Origin of the sequence: Nocardia sp. alder85J (assembly GCF_020176955.2) — a bacterium.
GTDB lineage: Bacteria > Actinomycetota > Actinomycetes > Mycobacteriales > Mycobacteriaceae > Nocardia.
The window spans coordinates 25,503-49,560 of the sequence record NZ_JAIUCZ020000012.1; the positions used below are offsets into that span (position 1 = coordinate 25,503).

The following is a 24,058-nucleotide window of genomic DNA, read 5'->3' on the forward strand; positions in this document are numbered from 1 at the left end:
CCGGTGCCGAGGGGATTCGATGACCGAGACGTATCACCGCTGGCTGCGCCGATCCGTGATCATCGGCGTGATGCCGGTCGCGATCGCGACGATGATGGCATCCGCCGGTACCGCCGATCCCGGGCAGGCCGGGGTGACCGACAGCGGCCAGGCCGGTGTCACCACTCCCAGCGAACCCGCGCCCGCGCCCGCCCCACCGGCTGCGGGCCTGGCGGTGTTCGTGCCGGACCCCCCGCCTCCCTCGGTACCGGACCGGCCGGTGCCGCGCCCGCAGTGGACCGTGTCCCAGGCCGGTGACACCGACCAGCCCGAGGACACCACCGGCGACGCCACGCCGCCCGGCGACACACCGGCCCCTGCACCGGGCCCGCGGATTCTCCAGATCGGTGATACCCCGGTCCCCGTTCCGGACTGGATGGATCCCGGTCTCCAGGACAAGGTGCAAGCCTGGTCGGACTACATCGCCACTGAGATCGCGATCGGTTACGACGCGCTGGGCGTGCCCCGCGACGAGTCCGATCGACGGACCCTGTCGACGGTCTCCGGTGGTTTCGGCGGCGGCTATCTCGGGCTGGAAGTGGCCGGTATCGCCTCGGGCATCCTCGGCTGCGTCGGCGGGATGGCTGTCGGCGCCGCCGTCGGGGCGGGCGTGGGCGCTGCGGGCCTCGGTGCGGGCGTGCTCGCCGGTGCTCTGGTCGGTGCCTCGGTCGGGTGCCCCGCCGGGGCGGCGATCGTCGGCCTGCCGGTCACCGCGGCGGGTGTCGCCGTGGGCGCGGCGATCGGCGCCGGAGTCGGTGCGGCTGTGGGTAGCCAGACCGATCCGGGCCCGGTCACCCCGCCGCCACCGCTGATCGACCCGCCGCAGGCCCCTTCGGACCCGGCACCGGACCCCGATCCACCCGCGGACACCGCAAACCCGGATCCCGCGCCGGCACCGGATCCGCTGACCGCGGCCGCGGAAACAGTGTCAGCGGTCGCCGGCACCGTGGCGCAGGACGTGACGCATGCTGCGGCCTCTGTGGTCACGGCCGTGCAGCAGGCCTTGTTCCCGTCACCGGCACCCGCGCCGTAGTCGGCGACTCACGGGAGCAACGACATGATCGTCTCGGATCCTCGTACGGAACCCGGCCGCCGGGCACTGCCCTCGGTCGCCGACGCGGCACGGGCCCGCCGCCTCGATGACCCGGGCGCTGCGGGACACCACCGCGACTGGGCTGATGACCTGGACGACCGGCTCACTGAGGCAGTGGCGCAACGACTTCCGCGTTCACACTGGAAGATTTCGCTCCGCACCGGCCTGATGGCGGGCATCGCGGCGGTGGCCCTGGCGGTGGCCGTGACAGTGCTCGCCCACCCGGCCCGGCCCCGGCCCGCACAGGTGCCGATCGCCGCTTCCTCGCCGACGGGATCGCCGTCGGCGGCTTCCGGTGACTGGTGCCCGGCGGCGACCCACGGTGACGTGGTGACCGGTGCCGGGCCCGGCGGGACCGACACCGGCCCGGACGCGATTCTCGCGTTCGAGAGTGGCTACTACCTCGCGCGCAGCGGCCCGCTGGCGCGACAGGCGACCACCGCCGACGCGGCAGTTCCGTCGGCGGACGCGATCCAGCACGGCATCGACACCGTGCCACAGGGGACGACCTACTGCGTGTCGATCCGGCCGGACGGTGGCCCCGGCCGGTGGCAGGTCGACCTCACCGAGCACCGGCCCGGGGCCGCAGCGGTGAGCTACCACCAGACCGTCACCACCATCGAGCAGGGTGCGCAGGTGCTGATCACCGGAATCACGGCACGATGAGCACCCCTGGACACCCCGCCGACCGCCGGACCGCGCGCGCAACCCGTCGCCTCGCGGCCGAGCACTGCGGTCGTTTCCTCCACCGCCGGACAGCGGCAGCCTGCTGGTCCCTGCTGCTGGTGCTTCTGGTGATGGCCACCCGGTACCCGTGCGCAGTGGCGCAACCCGACACCGGCCAGCCCGGCCTCGCTACCGGCCAGGGATGCCCGGCCGTCGCCGGTGTGTTCGTCGCGGGCACCTGGGAAACGGGTCAGGACGCCGATCCGAGACAGCCGGTCGGGATGCTCGCCCCGATCGCCACGGCACTCGGCCAGAAATTCGGTGCCGGGTTCACCGCGATCTTCCCCGCCTACCCCGCGCGTGCGATGGACGGTCTCGCCTACGGGGACAGCGAATCCCTGGGCGTCGCCGCAGCGTCACAGGCGCTCAGCGACCTCGCTGAGCGCTGCACCGCGACGAAGTTCCTGATCTCAGGCTATTCCCAGGGCGCCGACGCCGCCGGTGACCTCGCCGCCGCGATCGGGTGCCGCCGGTCCCCGGTCCCACCGTCGCGGATCTTGGCGGTGGGACTGCTCGCCGATCCCCAGCAGGGCACCGCGGGCGGCAAACTCGTGGGGCCGCCGGTCCAGGGAACCGGCATCCGTGGCACCCGGGCCGGCGGGTTCTGCGCACTGAGCGCGGTCACCGCCGAACTGTGCGCCACCGACGACCTCTATTGTTCGACCTCCGCCGCCAGCAACCCCGTGATCGCCGCCCTCGGGAGGGTCCTGACCCAACCGACCGGCGCGATGTCGGCACCCTCGTCGGCGACACAGGCTCCGGACTCCCCGGTGAGTACGAGCGCACCCGATTCCGCCGGAGTGACCCGATCACTGACGTCCGGTGTCGCCGAAACGGACCTCGCCCGGCTGCCCGCCGAGCTGACCGCCGTCATCGGCGCGAGCCGCAGCGGCGGCGCCGATCCGGCTGCGCTGACCGCGGCCGCCACCAACGCGCGCGACACCCTCGGCCGACTGACCGACCTGTCGACCTGGATATCAGCCAATCCCGATGCCCGCCAACAATTGTCGACAGCGACACAGGGAACATCGGACCAGTCCGCAGGCCAGGTCCTCGACACGGTGGGGTCCGGGGCCTCGAACCTTTCCGCTGCCACGACCGCGCTGACCACCCTCATCACCGCACTGTCGGGCACGACCACCACCGCCGGTGCGGGGCCTGACATCGCTTCGGCCGCAGATACACTCGCCTCGTCGACGGCGGCGCTGACGACCCCGGCCGACTTGCTCGCCCACGCCGCACCGGCACTGTCGCTGCTGAAGCCGTCGACACTGATCGGCCAGGTCACCAATGTCGCGGCGAACACGCTCGCCTTCGGCGGTCACCTCCCCGAGATTCTCGACACCCTCGGCCGCATCCCCGCCGCGGTCACCGCCGGCGACACCGACCTCGCGGGCAAAGTCCGTACGGTGCACGACCTGTTCGGCACCGTGAACCACTTGTGTGAACCGCTGGTGCAGATGGCCGCCGGGGTGGATCTGCACACGGTCGCCGCGATCCTGGCCGCGATCCCGGATCCCTCCGGCGTGGCGGGCATCGCCTCGCTGGTCGTGAGCATGCTCGGCAATCTCGACGTGGTCGGGCTGGCCCGCCAGGTCGGGCAGTTGCAGGAAGATCTGTGGCACATCGTCGAAACCCTCACCAGCGGTGCGGATCTGGCGACAATCGCGACGGCGTTCGTGCAGCTGATCCCCACCGTGCTGGGATTCGCCACCACCGCGCTGGACACGATCACCGGCACGAAGTCCAGTCATGCCGACGACGTGACGGTCACCGGCTCCGGCGGGGTCACCGACCTGGCCGGACTGGCGTCCCAGCTGACCCAGGCGGCCTCTTCACACGGTGCCGACGACGTGTCCCAACTGGTCGGCGACGGCATCACCGCGGCGTCGTTCGTCGGGTCCGGTGCGCATCAGTCCTACGACCGGTACGCCGTGGATTCCTCCGGGCGCACCGCGGTGCAGTGGCTGACCGACTGGTTCGGCAACCGGATCCAGCAGGCCGGGATCGGGGCATGAGCATGAACGACGACGATGTCCAGCCCCGGCGAGTCCGCTGGGTGTGGCTGATCGTGGTGGGCCCGGTGTGCCTGTGCGTCGTGATCGGCCTGTCCGGTACCGGCGGCGACCATCACGGGAGCGGGAACTGCCTGCCCGACATGCCCGTGTCGGACACCACCATCGTCCGCTGGCCGCTGGACCACCGGGAGGTGTCCTCCCCGTTCGGGGACCGCGACGGCGGCTTCCACTACGGCACCGACTTCGCCGCACCCGACGGCACCCCGATCCTCGCCGCCACCTCGGGAACCGTCGCCGCCGCCGGGCCCGCGACCGGATTCGGCCAGTGGATCGTCGTGGACACCACACTCGACAACCAGCCGTACTCCACGGTGTACGGGCACATGCCCGACACCGGCGGTGTCCTGGTCCACGTCGGCGACCAGGTCACCGCCGGTCAGCACATCGCCAACGTCGGCCACAACGGCGAAGCGTCGGGCCCTCATCTGCATTTCGAGGTCTGGCCGGGCGGACGCCTGTCCGGCGGGCACGCCATCGACCCCCTGCCGTGGCTGACCGGCCACGCCGGGCCGATGACCGCCACCACCGCCGATGCGGCGGCCCTCGCACAACCGGCTCCCGTCGGCGGGGACACCATGCTGGCGCCGCTGCCGGACTCGGTCGGCTCCGAAGATCACCTCCAGGTGGACACCATTCGGCTGGTTCGGCTGCTGCACGAACACTTCCCGCAGATCCGCACGATCTACGGCTGGCGCGCCGCCGACCCGTACCCCGATCACCCCTCCGGCCGCGCCGCGGACTTCATGCTGCCGACGCCACCGGGGTGGGACAGCGACGACGGCAAGGCTCTCGGTGAGCAGATCGCCGACTACGTCATGTCCCACGCCGACGAATTACACGTCGTCTACGCGATCTTCCGCCAGGTCTACCGGCCCGCGCACGGCACGCCCAACACCATGGAGGACCGCGGCAGCCCCACGGAAAATCACATGGACCACGTCCACGTCACGGTGGAAGGACACGGGTACCCCGCCGCCGGCCAGACCTACTCCGGCCTCACCGGGGACACCGCCGGATCCGGATGCGACCGGCCCGCGGCCGCGGGGGACACCACCGTGCGGCCCGGCGCCGTCCCCGATGCGTACTCGCCGTGGATCGCGCGCGCCGCACGCACCTGCCCGGAGGTGACAGCGCCGCTGATCGCCGCGCAGCTGGAGCAGGAAAGCGGGTTCCGTGACGTCGACAACCCGGCCTCCGGCGCACTGGGTCCGGCGCAATTTCTGCCGGAAACCTGGGCCGGCGAAGGCGTCGACGGCGACGGCGACGGCACCCGCGATCCCCACTCGATTCCCGACGCTGTGATGAGCCAGGCCTCCTACGACTGCAAGCTTGCGGCACAAGCGAAAAGCGATCTCGCGCAAGGCATTCTCCACGGGGACCTGACCCAGCTGTGGCTGTCGGCCTACAACTGCGGTCCCGCCGCCACCCGCGCCGCCGGACAGGTGTGCCAGAACCCGGAGACCCTCGCCTACGTCACCGCAATCACCTCCCGCGCTGCCGCATTCACCTCCGGCTCGACGGATGTTCTCGCCGGAGCGCCCCGATGACCATGTCGCTACGCCCGCGCACCCCGATCCGGCTGCACGTGGCCGCCGCGCTCACCGTCCTCGCTGCCGGGTGCGCCTCGGCAGCCGGCCCGGTGCCGCAAGCCGGTGGGCCGCAGCACTGGTCACCCGGCGCGCTGCCGCCGGATCCGCCGCATCGGCCCGTCACCGCGGCGACCGTGCTGCCGCCGCCGCTGGGCGTGGTGGACCGGGCCGACCCCGACGCGACCGCCCGCGCCGCGCTGACGGTCTGGTACGGGCAGAACACCTGCACCGATCGCGGCCCGCTCGATGCCGCCGCGCGCGCGATTCCGTTGCTGTCGGCCGGGCTGGCCGCCGCGGTCACCGGCACATCGCCGGTCACCGGACCCGGTGCCCGCTGGGACACCTGGGCGCGCGCCCGCGCCGTGGCCGCTGTCCGGATCGACGCGTCCACCGAAACCGTGCCACCGCCAACAGATTCGGAAGCGATCAGGGTCTACGTGGTCACCCGGGAGATGTACGGCCCGCAAGGAGACCTCGTCGACACCGTGACCGACACCGTCGGGGTGCTGCTGCGCCGCGACCCGGCCCGAGGCTGGGAGGTCGCCCGTGTCGATCCCCGAGGATGACCGCCCCGCACCCACCGCCGGCACCGCCGCGGAAGACCAGTACGCGGCCGAGGCCGCAGTGAACCTGCGCCAGCAACGGCTGCGCCCGGCCACGGCGGAACCGTCCATGCGGTTGCGGCCGCCCACCACCGGGCCCGGCTCCGCGAGCGCCGACCGGTACGGCGTGGGGGCACAGAATCTCGCCACGACACCCCCGACCGCTGCCGAACTGGAAGAACTGCGCGAAGAACGGCTGCGGCGGTTGCTGGGCGCCCCGCCGGGAGTCGAGACCGATCCGGCGCAATGGGGATGGCGCGGCCGGGCCAACCTGCTGGGGGCCCGCCTGCGCCCGAGCGCCGCCGAGATCGCGCACCGGCTCGACATCGAACGCATCCGCCAGCCCTTGCCCGGCACACCGGTCATCACCGTGGCCAACCCGAAAGGCGGGTCCGGCGTCACCCCCGCAGTGCTGATGCTGGCCCACACCATCGCCCGCCATCGCGGTCACGGCGTGGTCGCCTGGGACAACCACGAGACCCGCGGCACTCTTGCCGCCCGCGCCGCACAGGTGCCGCCGTCACCGCCGACGACGTGGGACCTGCTCGCCCATGCCCGGGACCTGTGTTCCCCGACCGTGGTCGCCTCGGCCGTGGCGCGATTCCTGCTGCCACAACCCACCGGTGACGAAATCCTGGCCTCGGACCAGTCCGCGCTGCGTCACGAGATGATCGGCGCCGACGAATGCACAGCGATCCTGGCCGTCCTGCACCGGCATCGCAGCATCGTGATCGCCGACACCGGCAACAGCGACCGCGCGCCGGCGTTTCTCTGGGCGGTCGAGCACGCCACCCAGCTGGTCGTGCCGATGACCTATCGCCGTGACCACGCGCACGCGGCGCTGCGCATGCTCGACGGTCTCGCCGCCCGCGGGTACGACCGGCTGGTGCAGTCGGCGGTGATCGTCCTGGCCGACGGCACCGCCGCCGATCCACCGTCGCGGGAGGCCGTCCACGAGGCGCTGGCCCGCGCCGACCTCACCCGCGTCGTGCACGTCCCCTTCGACCCGACCCTCGCCGGCGGCGAGCGCATCGTCTACACCCGCCTGCCACCGCCGACGGTGCGGGCATGGACCCACGTCGCAGCGGTGGTCGCCGACGGTGTCGCCGACGAACTCGCGGCTGCCGCCGCTCCGCTGCACACCGACATCACGCCCCGATCCCGGGCCGTGCCCCGCGAATACGACACCCGCCGCCCTGATCCCGGGCCACGGCGGCGCGGCCGCAGCTACCGCGGCACCCGCATCCGCTTCGGCGGCCCCGGAGGCCGCCCGGACACCTTCGACGACCGGAACGGCACCGCTGCCGGATGACATCCCTTGGGAGGCAACAACAATGAGACGACCCAGACATCGTGCCCGCCGCTCGCGGCCGTGGGCGTCACTCGCCGTCGCCGTGACGCTGCTGCTGTGGATGGTGGTCGGCGCCGGTATCGCCTCGGCGATCGACAACCCGCTCGGCGGCGTTGCTCCCCGGTTCGACCTGTTCGGGACCGCGCTGGACGCGGCCTGGAAGCGGGTGGTCGCCGCGATCTGGGCGGCTGTGCTGATCGGTTGCTCGGTCCGCGTGGTCGTCGGTGCCTACAAGGTCCGCTCCGCCAAGCAGCGCGGGTACAGCAACGACCTGTCCGAGGGCATGGACGACGTCCGCGACGCCCTGGTGGCACTCGGGCTGGCGGGGCTGGCCTCCCCGATCGTCGGCGCGATCCTGTTCGTCGTCGGCGGCTGAGGCGAAACCATCATGGCCACACGAGGATTCGGCGCGATAACCCCCGACGCCGGGCACCCGCAGCCGATCGCGGGCACCACCGCGACCGACCCGGCCGCCGGAGCGCGGCCGCGCATGCCGACGCGTCGCATCAGCTGGGCGTGGGTGATCGCGGTGACCCTGGCGGTGGTGACGGTGCTGGTCATCGCCGTGGTCGCCGGTGGGCACCGCGACCGTCCCGGTGGTGCCGCCGGATTCGCGGTGCGCGCGGCCCACGGCCCGACCCGTGTGCTGGGCAACGTCCCGGTCGGCTACAGCCGCGACCGTTCCGGCGCGGCGACCGCCGCGGTCAACGTGGTGCAGGCCCTGGCGCAGGCCGGTTCCGGGCGGATCGCGATGGACAAGGTGGTCGCGGCGCTGGTCGCCACCGATCCGGGACCGGCGCTGCGCGCGTCGATCGCCCTCGGCAGCAACCGGGCCCCCGACAGCGACGTGCTCACCGTGCTGCCTGCGGCCGTGTCGGTGACCGCCTTCACCGACACCACCGCGGAGGTGTCGGTCTGGACGATGGGCGTGTCGCGCGCGTCGATCTCCCCCGGAGACCCGGTGTCGGTGACGACGGTCTGGTCCACCGACACCGTGGAGCTGGTGTGGCAGGACGGTGACTGGCGGGCCCGGGAGAAGACCGGCCGGGTGGGCCCCACACCCGACGACGCGGTGGCACCGACCGCGGGATCACCACTGGCACAGCCGCTGGTCGGCGGCTACTACACGATCTACGTGGACTGAGGTGCCGGGGATGCGGCAATTCCTCACCGTCGTGGCGGCCGCCACGATCTTCGCTCTCGCCGCCGTCGCTCCGGCGGTCGGCAGCCCGGCGCCCGCACCCGGCGGTACCCCCACGGCCTCGGCGAGCACGCTGCCGCAGGGGTTTCCCGCCGAGCTACGCCAATTCGTCGGTGGCACCGACGAATTCAAGGCAGCGCCGTGGTTCTCGGGCCCGTGTCACGACCGGGGCGGCGACATGGGCGTCTACCTCGACGCGGCCTTCCCGGTCGAGGACCGGTTGCTGTACTGGACCGCGGCCCCGGACCAGAAGCGGGCCCTGCTGCGCGCCTCGGCCCGCGATCCCGTCCTCGGTCCCGCCGGCGCGGCGGGCGCGGCGGACGACTCCAGTCTCGACGTGCAGATCGCGGCCGGCACCGAACCGTCTGCGCTGCCGAAAGTCTTCCCCGCCGGTGATCCGGCGTACCGGATGCCCACCGGATACTGTGCTGCGGACTTGCAGCGCTGGGCGACACGCACCTTCAACACCTGGGGATTCCAGTGGGCGGCGACCCCAGACCGGCAGTCCATGACCGAGATCCACAGGACCGCTGGTGCAGGCGATGTCCCGGGCGAGGCGTGGACACAGCCGTGCGGAGGCAAGGTATCCGAAATCTATTGCGCGCACGCATTTTTCGTAGATTGTGATCAGGCGGATCCCGGTGCCGACGATCTGCGCCGCTGCGTGGAATGGAATCGGGCGGTCGGGCGCCTGTTCGCCGGGACCGCCCATTGGATCTCCGCCAACACGTCGCTGTCGGACCGGGTCGGCCAGGCGCTGGAAGCGACGCCTCAATTCAAGGCGGCGGCCGCGTACGCGTCGGCGTTCGCCTGGACCTGGGGTACCGCAGTCCCGGGCATCGTGAAATTCGTCTCCGACCCGCAGTCGGTGATCGACCAGTGGGCCGACGCCGCGAAGGAATCGGCGGTCGACCTCACCTCGAAGACCCTGGCCGGGCTGGCGGACGTGGGAGGGTTCGACCCCGCCGCGGCCTGGTTCCTGCGCTGGTACGCGCTGAGTTGCGGGATCGGCGTCATGACCATGGGCATCATGACGCTGCTGGCGGTCTGGCGGGCGGCGTCGAAGGGCGAGACGATCAAGACGATCGGCGGCGACCTGCTGGTGTACGCACCCACCGGGGTCGTGCTGATGCTGTTCGCGCCGATGCTGGCCCAGCTGCTCGTCGACGCCGCCAACGCGCTGGCGACGTCGGTCGCCACCACCGCAGGCCCGGACATGGGCGCGATGGTCGACAACATCTCCACTTTCACCGGGCAGCTGACCGCTCCCCAGCTGCCCGGCGGCGTCATCGTCGGCCTGATCCTCTACCTGCTGCTGATCGCCGGCGCCCTCGGAGTCTTCTTCGGACTGTTGCTGCACGCGAACGCCCTGCCGGTCCTGGCGGTGGCCGCCGGTATCGGCTTCGGTATGTGGGTCCACCCGAAATGGCGGCCCAAAGCCGCGCGCCCGGTGCTGGTCTTCATCGCGATCGTGCTGTCCAAACCGTTGCTGTTCCTGTTGCTGGCAGTGGAGTCGTCGCTGATCGACGCCGAACTCACCGGCCGATCAGCGGCCCAGGGCAATACCGGCACCCTCGGCGAACTGTCGATGATCGTCGCGTCGCTGATCATCGTCGGTCTCGCACCGTGGACCCTGCTGCGGTACGCGCCGCTGCTGCCGACCCGCTCCGACGCCGCCGGATTCGGCGCCCACTCCGGGTCCATGCTCGCCGGTGCGCTCAGCGGATCCGCCATGTCGCGCATGTGGTACGGGCGAGGCCTCGGCGGTGACCGCGACGGCGGCCGCTCCGCGCCCGACACCGGCCGCCCCTCCGCAGGCGCGGTCGCAGCGGCGGGTGGCACCGCCGGGGTGGGACCGAGATGGCGCACCAGCGGCAGTGCCGACGGGCGCAGTGCCCGCGAAGCAGCCTACGGCGACATGCTGACCCGCCGTACCGGCCGCCCGCCACGATCCGGCACGGCGCCGGGCTGGGGCACCGCAGGTCGTGGTGCCGGGCGCCTGCTGCGCGGCGCCGGTGGTGCGGCGGCGCTGGCCGCGCCCATCGCCGCCAGCGCCGCCAGCGCGGCACTCAACAAGGCACGGTCGGCCGCCGAATCGGGGCCGGGAGAGGCAGAGCAACAGCAATGACCACGACCGAACCACGCACCTACGTCCTCGGCGGGGAGATCGCCCGCCGGTCCCTGCTGGGGATCTCCCCGCCGGTGATGGCCACCTGGGTCACCGCGGTCATCGCCGCGATCGGCCTGTACCTCATCGCCGGGACGTCGCTGGTGACCTTGGCGATCATCGTCGCCGGCCTGGTCGCGGTGGTCGCCGCCACGATCGAGTGGCACGGACACCGCTCGTGGGCCGCGCTGCGGATGCACACCCTGCGGACCTGGGACCGCCGCCGCCGCGGCGAGCACATCTACCGCCACGCCACCGACCCCGCCTACGGCGACCCCGTCCTGGACCCCGGCTGGGCACTGCCGCCGCCGCTGGGCACCGTCGCACCCCTGGACGTCAGCGGTACCGGACTGGACGACCTGTTCATCCTGCGCCACGCCAACCCCGGGGAACGCACCTACTTCTCGGTCATGCTCGCCGTCGACGGGGTCGCCAGTGGCCTGCGCGGCGACGCGGCCTACGCCGCAGCTGCGGCGGCCTTCGGCAGCTTCCTGGCAAGCATGGCGCGGGAGTCCTCGTTCATCCGTGGCATCCAGATGGTGCACCGCAGCGTGCCGCACGACATGGCCCCCCACGAACAGTGGGCGGCGGCGCAGGTCGCCGCGCTCACCGACGCGCGGTTGCTGCCGGTGGTGGAGTCCTACGGTGCCCTGCTGGACGTGCTGGCCCCGCTCGCTGAGGAGCATCGCTGCTATATCGCGCTGCGGATCCCGCAAACCGACCGGTTCATGGCCGAGACAGCGGCGGTCGCCCGCGCCGCGCACGCGCCGATCATCGGAGCAATCGCCCAGGTGATTCGGGACGAGACCGAGCGAGCGGTCCGACTGCTGGCCTCCGCGGGCATGGGGGAGGTCAGCGTCTTCGGCGAGAAACGGGCCTGCGCGGTCATCCGCGCCTGTATTCACCCCGATCATCCGCTGGCCCGCCACGCCGATGCTTCCTGGACCTCCTGCTGGCCCAGCTACGTCGGCGGCCGCGACGCGGTCGCCATCGGCGCCGAGGGCCGGTGGCGTACCCGGGTCGGCTGGATACCCGGCCGCGCGATCGAACCGGTGGAACTACACACGTTGTGGCTGTCGCCGCTGCTGACCGGTGTGGATGCCGATCCCGGCGACGACGAGACCGCGCCGATGCCGACCATCCGCACCGTCAGCGTCCGGCTCGACTTCGTCCCCGCCCACCGCGCCCGAGCCGCCGCCCGCGGCGACTTCACCTCCGACCAGGCCCGCGCCGCCAAGGACCGGCGCAAAGGCCGCATCGACGACGGATCGGTCGGCACGCTGCTGTCGGCCTCGGACCGCCGCCGCCAGGACCTCACCCCCGGCTCCGGCCACCACGGCGTCATCTACACCCTCGCCGTCGCGGTCACCGGCCGCGACGCCGAAGACCTGGATCGTGCCTGCCTGCGCGTCACCGAAGCGGCCACCGAGTCCGCCATCGGCGACATCGACTGGGCCACCGACGACCACGACGTCGCCCTGATCGCCACCGTCCCTCTGGGCCGTGGCCTGGCCCCCACCCGATACACCCGGTGACCGCCACGATGACCACCACCGTCACCACCTCGCCCCGATCCCGCGCGGAGCAGCCTCTGCGTGACCGGTCCGCCGCCGCCGAGGTCGTGCCCCCGCCGCGACGGCCGCCGCCGAAACGGCGACGGTTCCTCGATCGGTACGGCTGGTACGAGGCTCGCCGCGAAGGAGCGTGGACGACGACCCGGCAGGCCGAAGCGCTCAACCTCGGTGCCAGCCGCCGATCGTCGCGTCAGGAAGGCGTCGCCGCAGGACTGAACCGGATCAGCCAGGAACTCGAGGTCATCGACCCGTTCATGCTCTACGCCGGTGCCGAGATCAGCGGGATCAACGTCTGCGTGATCGGTGACATCGGCCGCGGCAAATCGGCGCTGATCAAAACAGCGTTCGGGCTGCGGCAGCTGATCGGCGGCCGCCAAGTGGTGGTTTTCGACAAGAAACCGCAGGCAGGCCACGGTGAATACACGCCACTCGCGCGGGCGCTCGGCGCCGCGTCGATCCGGTTCCAGACCGGTGGCGGCACCGGCGGCGCGTGCATCAATCTCTTGGACCCGGCCATCTCCACCGGCGGCGACCACGCCGGAGGCCTGTCCGGCGTGGTCCCGGCCGGGCAGGAAGCGCTGGTGCTCGCGGTGCTCGAAGACAGCATGGGACGCAGCCTCACCGAGCGCGAGAAAGCGGCCGTCGGCGCCGCCTTGGTCCTCATCGGCGCCGACGCGCAGCGCGATGGCCGGGCCCCGGTCGTCCGCGATCTGGCACTGCGACTGCTGCGGCCGCGCCCCACCGATGGCGACGTGTTCGGCGACCGGTGGGCCGAGCGGGCCCTGGAATGGGGGCTGGAACCCGGGCTTGCACTGGTGCGCCTGGCCGATCGCGATCTGGCCGGGCTCGTCGACCGCGAAACCACCCCGGATGTGCGCGAAGCCTTGGACACCCACCCGTTCGTCCATTTCGATCTGTCCAGCCTCCCGACCTCCGGGCCCGCCCTGCGCATCGTCATGACCGTCGCCAACACCTGGCTGGCCAACCGCCTGGCCGCCCGCAGCAGCCGATTCCAGCAGACCGTGCTGATAGTCGAAGAAGGCTGGCACGTTGCGCAGGGATCCACGGGCAACGTGTTCCAAGCCAACCTGAAACTCAGTCGCGGGCTGGGGCTTTCCACCATTTCCGCGTTCCACCACCTCGCCGACGTGCCGGCGGATTCACCGGCGCGGGCGCTGATGGCCGAAGCGTCGATCGTACTGCTGTTCGGGCAGGCCCGCGCCGACGACGTGGCCGAGGCCGTACGCATGTACCGGCTCCCGCCCGGCACCGAGGAAGCACTGATGCGCCTGGGCCGCGGTCAGGCCCTGGTCAAGATCGGCACCCGTGACCCTTTCCTGCTCGATCACATCAGGTCACCGCACGAAATTCTGCTCACCGACACCGACACCGCTATCACCGGTGTCTCGTCATGACCACCGTGGAGGGCCCATGAGCCGCGACGACACACCCATCGCCCCGACCCGGGAGCGCGCCCTGCTACCGGCGCAATGGGAGTTGGCGCTGTATGCCGGCTCGGCGGTGCTGGTGGCGGTATTCGGCGGGGGCGCGCTGTCCGGGCTGCTGGCCGGCCACGGGTTACCGGCCCCTGGGTGGCATGCGATCACCGCGGTGCTGGCCGGTCTGTGGCGTCATCCCGGAGATCCCGCCGCCGCATGGCCCGCTGACCCCCGGCCCGGCCCGGCCTGGCTGACCTGGCTGTGCATCACCAGTACCGCCGCCGTATTCCTGCTGACCGTGGAACTGGCGCGCGCCGAATTCCACCGGCGTCGTCGTCACCGGCGCCGGCACCAGCGCAGTGGGCTGGCGGTTCCCGCGGACTTGCACCGCGCGGGACTGGACAGCCGAAGCGCGGTCCGCAAGGCCCGCAAGGAATACCCGAATCTGGCCGCCACCAGCGGCGTACCCGGTCGGCGGACACCCGGACGGAGGCAGCGATGAAACGGCCGTGGGATACCGGCCGGCTGGATCCGGCGCGGATGGCCGTGCCCTTGGGTACCGTGTCCGGTCACCGGCAGCAGGTCTTCTTGCAGCACCGCGACGCCATGCTCGTCGAAGGGCCCACCGGATCGGGCAAGACGTGGCGATTGGCTTACCAACTGGTGTCCGATGCGCCCGGCTTCGTGCTGGTCACCACGACGAAGGCCCGGGATGTGCTCGGCGCCACCATCGCCGACCGCGCCCGCGTCGGCGCGACCGCGGTCTTCGACCCCGAGGGCTTGACCGGGTGGCCCGCCCCGATCCGCTGGTCGATCCTGACCGGCTGCGACGACCCCGACACCGCGATCCGTCGCGCTGCCGCACTCGCGCGCGCCATGCCGATGGAAGGCGCGCGCAACTCGGGCTATTTCGAGAGCAAAGCGGCGACCCTGTTGCGCTGTTACCTGCACGCCGCCGCGCTCGAGCACATCGGGATCCGGGAGGTCCGCCAGTGGGTGTCCTCCCGGACCACCACCACCGCGCACGACATCCTCGCCCGCCATCTGCCCGACTGGGCATCGGAGCTGTCCCAGATCCTCACCAGCGCCAGCGAATCCAGTGACGATGTGATCGCCGCGGCGGCGCGACTGCTGGAACCGCTGGCCTCCCCGCGATTGTTGTCCGCTGTCGACATCGATCAGGACGCCGGCTTCGACGTCGCCTCTTTCGTCCTGGACCCCGACCGCCGCAACACTCTCTACCTGGTGTCGAAGGGCACCACCGGGTCGATGGCGCCGTTCGTGGCCGCGCTGGCCGCCGAAGTCCATCATGTCGCCGACCGTGCCTCCCAACTGCACCGGTCCGGGCGGCTGGACCCGCCGGTGCGGCTGGTGCTCGACGAGGTCAACAACGTCGCCCCCATCCCCGAGCTGCCCTCGATCATGTCCGACAGCGGCGGCCGGGGCATCAGCGTCTATGCCTTCGCCCACAATCAGAGGCAGAACCAGGCCCGGTGGGGGGATCACGGCGGGCTCATGCTCGCGCACTCGGCCCCGGCGATGCTGATCCTGCCCGGCATGCGCGGGGACGAACTCAACGACCTGTCGCGGTTGATCGGCAATCGCCGGGAATGGCGCGCGACCATCGGCCGCGGCGCCCCGAGTTACCAACTGCACGACGACCCGATCATGACCGCCGCGCAGCTGCGGGAATTGGATACCGACGACGCATTGCTGCTCTACCGCAACGCCGGACCCATAGTGCTGAACCTGCCCACGGTATGGCAGGTGCCGCACCTGCGCCGCCGTGTACTCGCATCGCTGGCCGAGTTCGACGCCATCGTGCAGCGCGGCACCGTCCCACGCCACTACACGGGCACCACCGCCGTGACGATCCAGGAACCCCTGCCATGACCGGCGGTCAGCAGCCGGTGTTCGGGCCGAGCCGATTCGCCTGGGCCGATCTCGACCGGGACAGCGCCCGCAGCCTGTGGACCGATCTCACGACGTGGGTGGACTGGTTCCGCGAGCGATACCAGCCCGGCAGCAAGATCACCCCCTGCTGGTACCGCCACGGCGCGGTCGTGGAGGAGCTGACCGCGCTCATGGCCGCGCACAAAGCCGTCTACGTGGTGGATCGCGGAGTCCCGGAGCCCTGGACGGAAAACCTGACCGCCTGGCACACCCAGTGGATGAGGTCTGCGGTCGACGCGGTCGCGCGCCTGCTGGCCGACTGCACCGACCAGCACTGCGCCCACCGCCCGCACCCCCCGAAAATCGCCACCGACCTCGGGGGCTTCATCCGCGACGACATCGCACGACGCCCAGCACCCAACCGAGGAAGCACACCGTGAACACACCGCAGCATGACGATTCGACGGCCCGGCCATGACCTCTCCCGCGACCACCGGCCGGACCACCGGCGACGCGGACTCTGCTCCGGCCCGGCGCGCCCCTAAAGGCCCGTTTCAACTGCTGGCCTATTTCCTGGTCGCGTTGGCACTGCATCGCGCGGCCAAGCAGGTGCGGCTACGCGCCGACGCCCGAAGCCGTATCGCCGACGGCGACGACGGGCGGCTGGACCGCTACGCCGCCGACATCGTCGCGGCCCGCACCGAAGCCGAACAACGGCTGCAAGGGCTCACCTTCGCCATGCCCAGGGAAGACATCGCAGCCGCTCTCACCGACGCGGTCGCATGGTGCGACGACTCCGTCATCGCCAGGCAGGCGCTGGACCGGCTGATCGACCACTACGAGGTCGACTACGGACTGATTGTCGGCCGCACCGGTCTCACACTCGACGTCGACCCGGACTACGAGGTCGACTACATGCAAGCGGCCATGTCCAACAGCGCGATATTTTTCCGGCAGGAAGCCGCGGCACTCCACATCACCGCCGCGCTCACCGCCGCACCCGTCTCGGAGCAGACCCGTGCCGAAGTCACCGGCCTGGTCTCCGACTGGGTAGGACCACGAGCGGTCGACGCCAACCTGACCCCCGATGCACTCGACGCCGGCCGCACCCGTCTGCAACACCGGCTCGACGACACCGGGCTGTCCCCCAGCGACAAAGCGCAACTGCTGTTCGACGTGGACTACCTCACCGGGCGCGCCGGTACGGCCAGCGGAGTCGACCTGCTGTCCACCTCCACGTGGGATCCGGTCCCGCCCACCCCGCCATCGGTTCCGGCCCCCGTGTACCCGCCGCCGACCACCACACCGGCCGATCCCGGTTTCGAGGCGGCAACCCCACCGCCACCGAGGGTTCTGTCGCCGATCCCGCCCACTGGCGCGGTGGGCGAGGCCGGTCCCGCACCGGACATGCTCTCCGCCCCCGCCCCCGCCCACGACAACGGTCGCGCTGCTCCCCGGCCCGACACCGGCGGACGCTTCCCCGCCCGCGGTGACCGCCGTGCGCCACCGGCCTTCCCACCCGCGGCCTCACCCCCACCTGCACCTGCGCCCGTCCCTGTCCCGCCCCCGCCTGCGCCGGTCACCGGCCCGGCACCGCAGTTGGGGCACTCTGCCACCGGCACGGCGGTCGACGGTGCCAGGTTGCGCATCGAGGTGCATCGCCTGATCACCGAATACCTGGACAACACCAGATCCGCGCACGGGTACGCCCAGGCGCTGGCTGGTGATCTCAACGCGCCCATCACCACCGAGTGGCTCACGCTCGCCGATAACCTGCGTGCCCAACGCCACCAGTTGCTGAGCATCGCCTGGCACGAACCCGCCCTGGCCGACATCGAGCGCATCCAGATCCAGGCCATCCTGTACGACGCTGACACCGGCAACACCTCCGCACCGCCACTGATCTGGATCGGCGACGACTTCAAACGCGCGGCCGACCGGAACCTGCTGGCCGAACAAGCCCGAGACCTCCGAACCGCCACCGTCGACAAGGTCAACAAAATACTCGCCGAGGCGGGCGCCTTGCAGAAGCCGCAGCCGGAAACGAGACTGCCCGAACCGATTCGGCGCACCGTGCGCACGCTGATCGAGGCCGCGACCGCTGACGATGCCGCCACCGAGGGCTACACCCGGTTCACCGCGGCCGCAGCCGAACTCGGTACGCAACTGTCCGCCGCCGGGGTCGGCGAGGACCTGCGAACCACCATCAGCAACTTCGTCCAATCCGACCAATTCGCCGCCCACGATGCGATCCGGCCGTCGCGGGTGTTCAAACGCCTGGCCCATTTGCTCGACGGCACCGGAGTGCTGGCCGATCTCCCGCCACAACCAGCGACCGATCACGGCCTGATCCGGGGAATTGTCGGCTCGCTGGGTGACACGATCGAGGCGGTCGCCGGCAACGCGCGCAACCTCGACGGACTCCGGCGCCGATACAGCGCGGCACTGGACAGCTTGCTCGGGCACCTCGCTACCGCCGGTGTGCCCAAGTCCGTCTGCGACGACGTGGGCGGCACCATCCGCACTCAGGCCGAACTCGCCACCGCGCACGCCCGCCGCAGCCGAGACCGGTCAACCAAATGGGCCGAGCGCTCCGCCACCCACTCGCCACCGGCCGCCGGCCCGGCGAACTCCGGGCACCACGTGACCAGCGACCGCCGCGACACCCACCACACCCCGGCCCGCCCCATGGCGCCAGAGCAACGCCGCCAGCAGTACTGGCGCGCCCAGACGCGCCACCGCGTCGATGCGGCCCCCACCGCACGCCGATAGCCGAGTCGTCGAAGAAAGGACACTGCCATGGCCCTGCGCCCCCGCGAACTTCCTCCCGATCAGCTGCTTCCGCCCAGCAGACCGCTATGACCGCCACCGCCGATGCCCGCCAGGGCAGCCCGCCCGACCGATCCCGCACCCTCAGATGCGGGGGCGGCCCGAATCCCACTGCACACCAGGGGGACTAGGTGCCGGTACTGCTAGCTCACGGACTACCCGCCCCGCGATTCCAGGCCCGGCTCGAACCCCTGAACCGCGCCGCCCTCGCCGGTAACGCACCCGCTGTCGAATGGCTGCCTTACGAGCAGTTGGCAGCAGTATGGATGCTCTACCGCTCCCAGCCCCTCGAACCGGACGGCTTCTACCGCGCGAGCGTGACCGAACTGACCAGCGAGCACCAGCCGATCAGAAACCTCCACCTCATCGAGGGCACCCCGGCACAGATCACCGCGCGGTTCTCCGCCGTCGCCGTGGACCCGACGCGCACCGCTGAAGTGGTCGCCCCCGGCATCCTCGAACTCGACGATCGGACCGCGCGGGAGATCCGCGTTCTCGAGTGCCTCGATGCCTACGAATCCGCCATCATCGACCTACCGGCGCTGTCGCCGTCACGAAATCAGTGGCGGCAGCACTGGCGCACCGAATTCGATCATGCCGTCGCGCCCGGCTTCAACGGGCTGGGACTCGGGTGGGCCAGGGCTCGCCTCAGCGCCGCGGACATGACGCTGTGGGCACACCCGGACGGCCCGTTCAGAGCAGTCCTGGAACGTCCGAGACCAGCCTCCGCGGTCACCGAACCGTATCTCACCCAGCGATTCGCGACAGCCCGGCACGCCCGGGAATGGCTGCGCGTCGTCGCCACCGCCCACGGGCTCGGCGTGGATCCCACCGCCCAGCTGCAAGCCACCGTCACCGAGATACGTGCGGGCGGGCCGGAAGTCGTGCGGCATGTGCTCACCGACAGGCCCTGGGCCATCGCCAGAGCCCTCCACCTCGAAACCGGCGACTTCGACGGCACCTACGTCACCGGTGTCCCGTCCGTCGACATCGGCACGCTGTCCACACTGGTCGACAGCTATCGCGACCTGACCGGCCGGCTCGTCAACGCGGAGGTCTACACCGATACCCCAGCGCCCGGGGCCGGGGCCGGATCGGTGGGGCACCGCGACAACGTTCGCCGCGACAACGTCCGCCGCGAAATCGAGGCGATGCTCGGCGAGCCTCACCTGCGAACCCGCTCCGGCGCCGTCCACGCCCAGCTCGCCCTCGCCGATCGCCGGGTGCTTCCCCGGCCGTCCCCGGTCCGCTGGGCCACCGGGACACCGTCCTCGGGATTCTTGCACGCGGACATCCAGCTGGCCTGCGATCAATATCAACGCCTGTCGCGCGAACTACCCGAGGTCGAATCGCCGCTGCGACCGATGTTCAAGGAGCAGATCACCCAGATAGAACTGCGGCTGGAACAGTTGCTCGAGCATACGGCCACCTTCGAGCATCGCGGGCAGATCCATGCGCGCTTGAATGAGATCGTCAACGACCCCTCCGCACAGTACGAGCCCTTGTTCGTCGCGCCGTATCCGGCGGAGATCCGCCGGCGAGCCGACGAGCTGGCAGCGCTGCCACCACCGGCGCCCGGCGGACTGCGCGGTCGTGACGTCGACGACGCGCTGCGGCTATATCAGCTGACCCTGGCCACCGCCACGAACGAGACCATTCCCAGTGTGCGCCGCGGCATGATGAACACCCTCAGCGACCAGAAACTCCACTTGCGAGACCGCATCACCGGGCATCCGCTGCTGCGCCTCCCGGAAAAACGGGCAGCGCTGGAGGCCCTGGCCACCCTCGACGTCGATCCCCTGGCCCCGCTTCCGAGTCACCGAGTCGAATCACTTCCCCCTCCGCTCGAGAACCTGGATTCGCCCGCTTCCCTGGGCCGCATCTTGTTCGGAACCGCGAACCTCCGCTTCACCGATCCCGACCTCACCACCCGTGAGCTGACCATCGGACGCGATTCGGACCGCTGGAACTTGAACGTCTACAACCGATACCCCGGGCACCCGAGATGGTTCCAGCTGGAATCGGCCACCGACTACCATGATCTCGGCGACCTCGTGCAGGCACTTACCTACGGCACGGACTATCAGCACCTCGATCGGATACAGCAGATCCCGAAAGTGCAGATCCCGGATGCCGTGGCCGCCACGCTGAAACAGCTGCGCACGCGCACCACCGCGAGCCCCGCGCCCGGGACCGACCCGCCTCACCTCACCCACGGGTCTTCGAAGCCGATGAGCCCCGAAAACCGTCGCGCCCATCTCCCGCCGCGACCGGGACTCAACGGAAACGGCAGACGCCTGGGCAAATAGGCAGCACAGCCGGGGAGACCTCCACTAGGCAGGCAGGAGAAATGAATCAGCCGAAGCGAATTCCGGACCAGGAGATCGCGACAGTCCGTGAACTGGCGCGACTCGAGGAGATCGTCGGCAGCTATCTGACGCTGCGACCGGCCGGCGCCGACTCCTTGAAGGGGTTGTGCCCGTTCCACGACGAGAAGACTCCGTCGTTCCACGTCCGCCCTAGCCGGGGTCTGTTCCACTGCTTCGGTTGCGGCGAAAGCGGTGACGTGTTCGCGTTCCTGCAACGGCACGAACAGATCGGGTTCCGCGAGGCCGTCGAACTGGTGGCCGACCGGGTCGGTCACCGGCTGCGCTACGAAGGCGGCGGTCCGTCCGCCGCCGCCGCACGCAACACCCGGGCCCGCCTGCTGGCCGCCAACACTGCCGCTGCCCAGTTCTACCAGCGGCAACTGGCGACTGACGACGCCGCCACCGCACGCCAATACCTCGCCGAACGCAACTTCGACAGCACCCTCGCCGAGACCTTCGGCTGCGGATTCGCCCCCACCGGCTGGGACACCCTCACCAAACACCTTCTACAACAAGGGTTTACCGGTCAAGAGCTGGAAGCGGCCGGTCTGTCCCGTCCGGGACGGCGCGGCGGAATGCTCGACCGTTTCCGCGGCCGGCTGGTCTGGCCGATCCGCAGCCGGGCCGACGAAGTGCTCGGCTTCGGTGCCCGCCGGTTGTTCGCCGACGACCCCATCACCGCGAAATACCTCAACACCCCGGAAACGTTGCTGTACAAGAAGTCTCACGTGCTGTTCGGTCTCGACCACGCCAAACGGAGGATCGCCGCCACCCACCAGGTCGTCGTCGTGGAGGGCTACACCGATGTGATGGCCATGCACGCGGCAGGAATCACCACCGCCGTCGCGTCCTGCGGCACCGCGTTCGGCGAACACCACCTCGGGGTGCTGCGCCGCATGCTGCTCGACGACTCCGCCTGGCGCGCCGAGATCATCTACGCGTTCGATGGAGACGCGGCCGGAATCGCCGCTGCCGGAAAAGCATTCGGGCACGCGGTAGCGATGCCGGGAAGATCGTCGGTCGCGATCGCCTCGAACGACCGCGACCCCTGCGACCTTCGGCGGTACGAAGGAGACACCGCCCTGCACGAACTGATCGGCGCCCGGCAACCGCTCATCGAATTCGTGTTGCGCAGTGCCGTCGGGGAGTTCGATCTTTCCGAGGTTACCGGCCGGGTCGCTGCGACCGGTCGGGCACGGGCTCTGCTCGACCGGATCCAGGATCCGGTCGCGCGCGGCGAATACGGGCGGCAAGTCGCCCGGTGGTGCGGTGTCGAGCCCAACGCAGTCCTGGGTGGCGGGCCAGTCGAGACGAATCAGCGATCCCGGCCGGACGCCGACACCGCGAACGTCCCCGACGGACAGCAACTCGAACGGAAAGCGCTGCACGCAGCGCTGCATCACGCGTCGCTGGCTGCCGCCAATGGATTCGATGCCGTGCCCGCGGAGGCATTCCACCATCCCGAGCATCGGCGCCTGCGTGAGGCGATCGCCGACAGCGGCGGTGCCACCGCCGCAGCGCAAGACCCCTCCGGCTGGGTCACACGCCTGATCGCCCGCCTCGCCGGCGACACCCGCCTCGTCGGTGAACTGATCGTCACACCCTTCCCCGTCGCGAAGTCCGACGCGAGCGCGTACATCGCCGCCGTCATCTCCGGCCTGTCCTCCACCGGTCGCAGCGACTCGGCCCCGTCTCCCGCCGGAGCACCCATGGCCGAACGGAGCCGACCTCGGCGCCCGATATCGAACCCCGGCTCGTCCACCGCCCACCGGCCCCGGCGCTAGACCGGACCCGACCCCGACCCGAGTACGGGCACCGGGTCCAGGGCCTCATCCGCTCTCCGCGCCCTCGTCCTCACCGAAGCACCTCGGGCTCGAACGGTGCAGGCGATGTGACCTCGAGTGGTGCGGCGAGGTGGATCGCGCTGTTCTGCACGCTGGTGAATCCGTGGGCCGCGAAGAAGCGCCGACGGTTGATGCGGTGAGCAGGCTCGGTATCCAAACTGACCGTCAGCCGAGAAGCGCCCGCCTCCGCGGCCCGGGTGGAAAACACGGTGAGCAAGGCCGAGCCGACACCTCGCCCGGGATTCAGCGTACCGACGATCGAGACGTGACCAGTCGCGGGCATCCCAGCGAGGAAACCGACGAAGCTGCCGTCGTGCTGGCAGGCGACGAGCCTGATCCACGCATCCTCGGCGTGCCGATCCAGCCAGCGCGCGGCCCGAAAACGGCTGTCCCGCAGCCGATGCTTATCCAACGCTGCGAGCAAGCGCTCATAGTCGGTGGAGGCCTCCGCGCCGATCGTACGAGCGTCGAGGACATCGACGGTCACCTCAGCAGGGTATTCCCCGAAGCTCAACCGTCTCGCGGTCGGATGGCCGCGGCCGGGCACAGCTGGGTGACGCGCAGCCGGCCGCGCCCGTTGCCGGTGCGGAGGACCACTTCGACCAAACCGAACCAGGTCCCCTCGCTCGCACGTACCCAGGCTCGGAGCAGGCCCGGCGTCGTGCCCATGAGGTCGATCCCACCGGCCTTGATCCGCATCGCAATCTTGTTCTGTCCGAACCCCTTCGGTGCGGGTGTCGGCAGCGCGGTCGGCAGGTGGACGGCAACCGGCAAGGGCGGATCGATGACCCGCCGCAGCGGTGGGTCGAAGCTATCCGGCCATTCCTCGAACATATGTTTCGGATACTAGACGGTCTGTATGGCTGAGGGTGTCGTTCGGTCACGGGGGTCGCTGCTGCTCTTACGGCCTGGCCAGGCGCAGTCCGGGCAGCCGGAAAATCTGGAATGCCAGCCAGGATCGCCAGAACCCGTCGCGGTGGGCGTAGACGAGGTGGCCGACCAGCCAGGCTGCGAGACCGATGACCAGCCACATCAGCGAGTAAGCGGAGCCCTGGCCGAGGTGGAGCAGCAAGCCACCCATCGAATCGATGATCAAGAGGACGCCGCCCCAGCGGGACAGCCACGGGAAGATCGCGCCCAGCGCGACCAGCGCCAGTGCCGCTCCCACTAGAATCGTAGTCAATATCATCGAAACTCCCCGGATTCGATATTGTGAGTTGCCGCGAATTGTCGGCTGCTCGTAGGCCGCCGAAAACTGAATACA

General features: G+C 70.7%; 20 protein-coding genes. 17 read left to right on the top strand and 3 right to left on the bottom strand.

Annotated features, from left to right (window positions below):
- The first annotated feature begins 19 nt into the window (after positions 1-19).
- From LBW94_RS35625 to dnaG, 17 genes are all read left to right on the top strand, one after another.
- Positions 20-1,072, top strand: a complete 1,053-nt coding sequence (locus tag LBW94_RS35625; RefSeq protein ID WP_225056949.1) for a hypothetical protein — start codon at positions 20-22, stop codon at positions 1,070-1,072.
- A 24-nt stretch (positions 1,073-1,096) separates the two neighbouring features.
- Positions 1,097-1,798 carry a hypothetical protein gene (locus tag LBW94_RS35630; protein WP_225056950.1) on the top strand — a complete coding sequence of 234 codons (702 nt, stop codon included), beginning with the start codon at positions 1,097-1,099 and terminating at the stop codon, positions 1,796-1,798.
- Positions 1,795-3,876, top strand: coding sequence for a cutinase family protein (locus LBW94_RS35635; RefSeq protein WP_225056951.1), 2,082 nt, complete (start codon positions 1,795-1,797; stop codon positions 3,874-3,876). Before LBW94_RS35630 ends, LBW94_RS35635 begins: the two co-directional genes overlap by 4 nt.
- On the top strand, positions 3,873-5,483 hold the full coding sequence (locus tag LBW94_RS35640; protein ID WP_225056952.1) for a M23 family metallopeptidase: 1,611 nt from the start codon (positions 3,873-3,875) through the stop codon (positions 5,481-5,483). The genes LBW94_RS35635 and LBW94_RS35640 overlap by 4 nt, the downstream gene beginning before the upstream one ends.
- Positions 5,480-6,091 (top strand): hypothetical protein, encoded by a 612-nt coding sequence (locus LBW94_RS35645; RefSeq protein WP_225056953.1) that lies wholly within the window; start codon positions 5,480-5,482, stop codon positions 6,089-6,091. Before LBW94_RS35640 ends, LBW94_RS35645 begins: the two co-directional genes overlap by 4 nt.
- Entirely contained in the window at positions 6,072-7,439 is a 1,368-nt protein-coding gene (locus tag LBW94_RS35650) for a MinD/ParA family ATP-binding protein (RefSeq protein ID WP_225056954.1), read from the top strand. Before LBW94_RS35645 ends, LBW94_RS35650 begins: the two co-directional genes overlap by 20 nt.
- 22 nt (positions 7,440-7,461) lie before the next feature.
- Positions 7,462-7,854, top strand: coding sequence for a hypothetical protein (locus tag LBW94_RS35655; RefSeq protein ID WP_225056955.1), 393 nt, complete (start codon positions 7,462-7,464; stop codon positions 7,852-7,854).
- A 12-nt stretch (positions 7,855-7,866) separates the two neighbouring features.
- Positions 7,867-8,622 (top strand): hypothetical protein, encoded by a 756-nt coding sequence (locus LBW94_RS35660; protein ID WP_225056956.1) that lies wholly within the window; start codon positions 7,867-7,869, stop codon positions 8,620-8,622.
- Between the two features lie 10 nt (positions 8,623-8,632).
- Positions 8,633-10,807, top strand: coding sequence for a hypothetical protein (locus LBW94_RS35665; protein ID WP_225056957.1), 2,175 nt, complete (start codon positions 8,633-8,635; stop codon positions 10,805-10,807).
- A complete protein-coding gene (locus LBW94_RS35670) occupies positions 10,804-12,381 on the top strand; it encodes an SCO6880 family protein (RefSeq protein ID WP_225056958.1) in 1,578 nt (525 codons plus the stop codon). The genes LBW94_RS35665 and LBW94_RS35670 overlap by 4 nt, the downstream gene beginning before the upstream one ends.
- The gene (locus LBW94_RS35675; protein ID WP_225056959.1) at positions 12,378-13,835 is read left to right on the top strand and encodes an ATP/GTP-binding protein; all 1,458 of its coding nucleotides are present in this window, start codon (positions 12,378-12,380) and stop codon (positions 13,833-13,835) included. The genes LBW94_RS35670 and LBW94_RS35675 overlap by 4 nt, the downstream gene beginning before the upstream one ends.
- Positions 13,836-13,851: 16 nt before the next feature.
- Entirely contained in the window at positions 13,852-14,361 is a 510-nt protein-coding gene (locus LBW94_RS35680; protein ID WP_225056960.1) for a hypothetical protein, read from the top strand.
- Positions 14,358-15,752 (top strand): type IV secretory system conjugative DNA transfer family protein, encoded by a 1,395-nt coding sequence (locus LBW94_RS35685; RefSeq protein ID WP_225056961.1) that lies wholly within the window; start codon positions 14,358-14,360, stop codon positions 15,750-15,752. Before LBW94_RS35680 ends, LBW94_RS35685 begins: the two co-directional genes overlap by 4 nt.
- Positions 15,749-16,192 (top strand): hypothetical protein, encoded by a 444-nt coding sequence (locus tag LBW94_RS35690; RefSeq protein ID WP_225056962.1) that lies wholly within the window; start codon positions 15,749-15,751, stop codon positions 16,190-16,192. The genes LBW94_RS35685 and LBW94_RS35690 overlap by 4 nt, the downstream gene beginning before the upstream one ends.
- A 34-nt stretch (positions 16,193-16,226) precedes the next feature.
- A complete protein-coding gene (locus LBW94_RS35695; protein ID WP_225056963.1) occupies positions 16,227-18,524 on the top strand; it encodes a hypothetical protein in 2,298 nt (765 codons plus the stop codon).
- Between the two features lie 188 nt (positions 18,525-18,712).
- On the top strand, positions 18,713-20,890 hold the full coding sequence (locus tag LBW94_RS35700; RefSeq protein WP_225056964.1) for a hypothetical protein: 2,178 nt from the start codon (positions 18,713-18,715) through the stop codon (positions 20,888-20,890).
- Positions 20,891-20,931: 41 nt separating this feature from the next.
- On the top strand, positions 20,932-22,734 hold the full coding sequence (gene dnaG / locus LBW94_RS35705) for a DNA primase (protein ID WP_225056965.1): 1,803 nt from the start codon (positions 20,932-20,934) through the stop codon (positions 22,732-22,734).
- 70 nt (positions 22,735-22,804) lie between these two features.
- On the opposite strand, the gene LBW94_RS35710 is transcribed toward dnaG, so the two are convergent.
- The 3 genes from LBW94_RS35710 to LBW94_RS35720 form a co-directional block, all read right to left on the bottom strand.
- Positions 22,805-23,281, bottom strand: coding sequence for a GNAT family N-acetyltransferase (locus LBW94_RS35710; RefSeq protein ID WP_225056966.1), 477 nt, complete (start codon positions 23,279-23,281; stop codon positions 22,805-22,807).
- A gap of 23 nt (positions 23,282-23,304) precedes the next feature.
- Positions 23,305-23,628, bottom strand: coding sequence for a hypothetical protein (locus LBW94_RS35715; protein WP_225056967.1), 324 nt, complete (start codon positions 23,626-23,628; stop codon positions 23,305-23,307).
- 67 nt (positions 23,629-23,695) lie between these two features.
- Entirely contained in the window at positions 23,696-23,977 is a 282-nt protein-coding gene (locus tag LBW94_RS35720) for a hypothetical protein (protein WP_266272961.1), read from the bottom strand.
- Between the last annotated feature and the right edge of the window lie 81 nt (positions 23,978-24,058).

Coding starts and splice junctions, on each gene's coding strand:
- LBW94_RS35655 (WP_225056955.1), top strand. CDS start 7,462: ATGAGACGACCCAGACATCGTGCCCGCCGCTCGCGGCCGTGGGCGTCA.
- LBW94_RS35680 (WP_225056960.1), top strand. CDS start 13,852: ATGAGCCGCGACGACACACCCATCGCCCCGACCCGGGAGCGCGCCCTG.
- LBW94_RS35645 (WP_225056953.1), top strand. CDS start 5,480: ATGACCATGTCGCTACGCCCGCGCACCCCGATCCGGCTGCACGTGGCC.
- LBW94_RS35635 (WP_225056951.1), top strand. CDS start 1,795: ATGAGCACCCCTGGACACCCCGCCGACCGCCGGACCGCGCGCGCAACC.
- LBW94_RS35690 (WP_225056962.1), top strand. CDS start 15,749: ATGACCGGCGGTCAGCAGCCGGTGTTCGGGCCGAGCCGATTCGCCTGG.
- LBW94_RS35630 (WP_225056950.1), top strand. CDS start 1,097: ATGATCGTCTCGGATCCTCGTACGGAACCCGGCCGCCGGGCACTGCCC.
- LBW94_RS35695 (WP_225056963.1), top strand. CDS start 16,227: ATGACCTCTCCCGCGACCACCGGCCGGACCACCGGCGACGCGGACTCT.
- LBW94_RS35715 (WP_225056967.1), bottom strand. CDS start 23,628: ATGTTCGAGGAATGGCCGGATAGCTTCGACCCACCGCTGCGGCGGGTC.
- LBW94_RS35685 (WP_225056961.1), top strand. CDS start 14,358: ATGAAACGGCCGTGGGATACCGGCCGGCTGGATCCGGCGCGGATGGCC.
- LBW94_RS35670 (WP_225056958.1), top strand. CDS start 10,804: ATGACCACGACCGAACCACGCACCTACGTCCTCGGCGGGGAGATCGCC.
- dnaG (WP_225056965.1), top strand. CDS start 20,932: ATGAATCAGCCGAAGCGAATTCCGGACCAGGAGATCGCGACAGTCCGT.
- LBW94_RS35625 (WP_225056949.1), top strand. CDS start 20: ATGACCGAGACGTATCACCGCTGGCTGCGCCGATCCGTGATCATCGGC.
- LBW94_RS35665 (WP_225056957.1), top strand. CDS start 8,633: ATGCGGCAATTCCTCACCGTCGTGGCGGCCGCCACGATCTTCGCTCTC.
- LBW94_RS35660 (WP_225056956.1), top strand. CDS start 7,867: ATGGCCACACGAGGATTCGGCGCGATAACCCCCGACGCCGGGCACCCG.
- LBW94_RS35640 (WP_225056952.1), top strand. CDS start 3,873: ATGAGCATGAACGACGACGATGTCCAGCCCCGGCGAGTCCGCTGGGTG.